Origin of the sequence: Mycobacterium sp. (assembly GCF_049281135.1) — a bacterium.
Lineage (GTDB): Bacteria > Actinomycetota > Actinomycetes > Mycobacteriales > Mycobacteriaceae > Mycobacterium.
Genome location: NZ_JBAPRN010000243.1, coordinates 1 through 3,491 on the forward strand (window position 1 = coordinate 1; position 3,491 = coordinate 3,491).

Annotated in this window: 5 protein-coding genes; 2 read left to right on the forward strand and 3 right to left on the reverse strand. The window is 65.3% G+C overall.

Annotation, left to right across the window (positions count from 1 at the left end):
* The first annotated feature begins 119 nt into the window (after positions 1–119).
* Both WAN02_RS09810 and WAN02_RS09815 read left to right on the forward strand, forming a co-directional pair.
* On the forward strand, positions 120–746 hold the full coding sequence (locus tag WAN02_RS09810; RefSeq protein WP_422263960.1) for a hypothetical protein: 627 nt from the start codon (positions 120–122) through the stop codon (positions 744–746).
* Positions 747–783: 37 nt separating this feature from the next.
* Positions 784–1,254: a monooxygenase family protein gene (locus tag WAN02_RS09815; RefSeq protein ID WP_422263961.1), complete on the forward strand. Its 471-nt coding sequence runs from the start codon at positions 784–786 to the stop codon at positions 1,252–1,254.
* Between the two features lie 36 nt (positions 1,255–1,290).
* Here WAN02_RS09815 and WAN02_RS09820 read toward each other — a convergent pair whose 3' ends face one another.
* The 3 genes from WAN02_RS09820 to WAN02_RS09830 all read right to left on the reverse strand — a co-directional run.
* Positions 1,291–1,947, reverse strand: coding sequence for a hemerythrin domain-containing protein (locus WAN02_RS09820; RefSeq protein WP_422263962.1), 657 nt, complete (start codon positions 1,945–1,947; stop codon positions 1,291–1,293).
* Positions 1,940–2,167, reverse strand: a complete 228-nt coding sequence (locus WAN02_RS09825) for a hypothetical protein (protein WP_422263963.1) — start codon at positions 2,165–2,167, stop codon at positions 1,940–1,942. Before WAN02_RS09825 ends, WAN02_RS09820 begins: the two co-directional genes overlap by 8 nt.
* A 194-nt stretch (positions 2,168–2,361) precedes the next feature.
* On the reverse strand, positions 2,362–3,491 hold a 1,130-nt coding region (locus WAN02_RS09830), incomplete at its 5' end, for an aminotransferase class I/II-fold pyridoxal phosphate-dependent enzyme (protein ID WP_422263964.1).

Consider the following 3,491-nt stretch of genomic DNA (forward strand, 5'->3'; position numbering starts at 1 on the left):
AAACGAAGTTGATCATTCGCCGGACGACCCGCGGTCCCCGTGGGTAGCCGCGCCCAATTAGCACCGCGCCACGACAGCGCTATCTAGCGGTCGAGATGGCAATCGGACATCATGGCCGCGTGCCAGCCGGGGTGGATCGCATCTGGGTCGCGGCGCCCGGATGGCCGGAGCCATCCGTTGGCTGGCGACCGTGGCCAGGCTGGGCGCCGGCTGCGGACTGGCCTGCGGCGCCTGCCGACTGGACGTTCTGGCAAGAGCGGATCGACCGAGCCCGATTTCTCCGCGCCTGGTGGTCACTCGTGGTCTTACTCATCATCTGGACGACCGGCAATCTCGCGTTGGCGATCGGGCTCCGACAGCATGCCGTCGTTGTTCACCGCTTCCTCGATGGCGCAACGGGTGGGTCGTCGTTGACCAATCCGGTGGGACTTGTCGCCGGTGTGGCCTTCCTGCTGTTGATGGGCCTTGCGGTGGTCGCGATTGGCTGGTTCGTGACCTTCGGCCTCGGCCGCTCAGGTCGGCTCAGCGCCGTCGGTGTTGCCATCCTGATTGCCGTCGGGTTGGTGCTCGACGGAGTGCTGCTGATTCTCGGGCCGTACTCCACCACCCGTTGGTGGGGGAGCCCCTCGTTCAACCAGGTCGATCAGCTTCATCGAGGTGCCGTGCAGGCGGGCGCCGCCGCCGTTGTCGGTGTGGCGCTGCTCCTGATCGCGCTATTGCGTCGTCGCCGCTTGCTGACCAAATGAGCGCCCACGCCTTCGGGCTCGTGCGAGCATCACGCCCATGGAGACCAACTCGGGCCGCTGGACGGCCACTATCGACGGCGACTTCGTCGTCTTCCTGATCGGGGCCGAGCTCCGCGATCCGGCGCAAGCTGGGCCAGCGGCAGACCAGCTCGCGGCGATGGTCGACATGCTCGTCGAGCTCGAGCAGGACCCGACGAAGGGCCTGCTCGGATACCAGGTGTTCGGTGCAGTTGGCGGAGTGATTGCCCAGTACTGGCGATCCTTCGAGGCACTGGAGGCGTACGCGAAGAACCCGGCCGCGGCACACGCGCCGGTGTGGCGAGCGTGGAACAAGCTCGCTGAGGACGAGCGCTCAGGCGCGGGTATCTGGCATGAAACCTTCCCGGTCTCGGCCGGACGGTACGAGGCGGTCTACCAGAACATGCCGCTTACCGGCTTGCAGCGGGCGGGCACGCCGATCACGGTCACCGAGGCCCGCGCCTCGGCCCGCCAGCGTCTCGGTGTGTGACGCAGTCGCCGTCCGCCAACAGCGGGTCAGTTTGCGTCAGCCGGTTTGACGGACCTCAGCGATCAGGTCGTTGAAGGCGGACTCACCGAAGCCTTGCCACATGTCGCGGGCCGGCGGCGGCATGTTTGCGAGCATTGCCTCGCGCTGCTGCGGAGTGAAGTTCTCCCGGATGAGCCCGATGATCAGCCAGATCTTGTCCCCGTCGAAGCTGCGCATGGCGTGCCCGGGCAACGCCCCCCATTCTTCGGGCGTCAGGTGCTCAGCCGCCAAGGGGACGATCTCGGCCTCCTCCTGGTCCAGGTGCGGCATGAGCGATGTCTCGAGTGACCGCAGCGCGTTGAGCAGATCCGGTGCCTGCGGGTCACCCTTGAGATCCCAGGAGTTGACGCTCTCGCTGACGGCAAGCAACCGCCCGATGACGTCGGCGTGCTGACCTTCGGCCTGTGTGACGAGGCCGGCGTGCTGGGGAGCTCGTTCGATCAGGAGCGGAAAGACCAGCTCCTCCTCACCCTCGTGGTGGACCTTGAGGAACGCCATCAAGTTGGCGTAGTAGTTGGCGATGAGCGCGCGGCGCTCGTCATCACCCGCTGCGCTGCTCAGGAAGTCAGGTCCAGCGGCCAGCGAGGTTCGGAAGACCTTGTGGACTGCCGCCATGTCGGACGTGTCCGGACGGATGGTTGTGGATTCACTCATGTGGATTTCCCCCCAGCAGTAGTTGGCTGTCAGCCGCAGCCTGCGCGGCATCGACGGCCGCGATCATTCGGGCCGCGGCGGCTCTCACGATGCCGTCCTCCTCGTTGGTCAGGTCGCCAGCGCGTAGCTCGATCACCCACGCGATGCGTTCGAGGTCGTACACCAACCAGGGCGTCAACCGATCGGCCGTTGCCCATGCCCTGACGGACGCTTCATCCATATGCGAAGTCTGATGGACAGCGTCGGCTTTGTCACCGGCCGGCCTGGGCGGCGGCCGTCACACTTGTCCTGGCCGTCGGCGTAGTCGGTTGGCCGCCGACCGTCGGTCCCGCCGCAGCGGCAGACGCGTAGAGGTCGCTCACGCTTCATGATCGGCATCCGCCACGCACTTCTGATGGGTGGACTTCGGCCGAGTCAGGTGAAGCACCGTCGAACTTCCGACGCGACCTCGTCCCGCTCGGTGTCGGTCAGGTTCGATCCACTCGGTAGGCACAAACCGGTGCTGAAAAGCCGCTCGGCGATGCCGCCGCCGACAGCCTCGGAGTTCTCGAAGACTGGTTGCAGGTGCATGGGCTTCCACACCGGTCGACTCTCGATGCCGAGGTCAAGGAGGTGCTCGCGGATGGTGGCCGACGACGTGCCCGCGACGGCGGAATCGACGGTCAAGCACGTCAGCCACCATGAGCTTTCGCCCTGCCCTGAGTCAGGCATGAACTCCACGCCCGGCAATTGACCGAGGTGTTCTCGATAGAACCGATTGTGATCTTGCCTCCGTGCCTTGTGCTCGCCAAGCACTCGCAGCTGCCCAACACCAACCGCCGCAAGCAGGTTGCTCATGCGGTAGTTGTAGCCAATCTCACGGTGTTCGTAGTGCGCTTCGGCCTCTCGCGCCTGGGTCGCAAGAAATCTGGCCCGATCGGCAAGCTGCTTGTCGCGTGAGAGCAGCATTCCGCCGCCACTCGTGGTGATGATCTTGTTGCCATTGAAGGACAGCGTCGACATCATCCCAAAACTGCCGGCAGCGCGGCCACGGTATGTCGCGCCCAGCGCCTCCGCGGCATCCTCGATCATCGGGACCTCGTACGAGTTGCAGGCTGCCTCGATGCGCTCGTAGTCGCAGCATTGACCGTAAAGATCGACGGTGATGACAGCGGCGGGAGAGTTGCCATTGCGCGCGCGTCGGGCCAGCTCATCCTCCAACAGCGCTGGGTCCAACTGCCAGGAACCCGCGGCTGCGTCAATGAAGACCGGGCGTGCGCCGACATAAGCCACGGCGTTGGCCGTAGCGGCAAACGTCAGGGTTGGTAACAAGACATCCTGACCACGTTCGACTCCAGCCAAGATCAACGCCAGATGAAGAGCGGCCGTGCCACTTGACAGGGCGACCGCATGCAGACCGTCGACCTGCGCGGTCGCCATCCGTTCGAACTCATCGATGTACGGCCCAAGCGGAGCGATCCAGTTCGACGCAATGGCGTCGGCGACCAGCCCGGCCTCGTCGCCGCCCATGTGCGGAGGCGACAGGTAGATGCGCGTTGTCATCC

What these genes read in the sequence shown, in the direction of transcription:
- WAN02_RS09815 (WP_422263961.1), top strand. Translation starts at nt 784, where the DNA reads ATGGAGACCAACTCGGGCCGCTGGACGGCCACTATCGACGGCGACTTC.
- WAN02_RS09820 (WP_422263962.1), bottom strand. Translation starts at nt 1,947, where the DNA reads ATGAGTGAATCCACAACCATCCGTCCGGACACGTCCGACATGGCGGCA.
- WAN02_RS09825 (WP_422263963.1), bottom strand. Translation starts at nt 2,167, where the DNA reads ATGGATGAAGCGTCCGTCAGGGCATGGGCAACGGCCGATCGGTTGACG.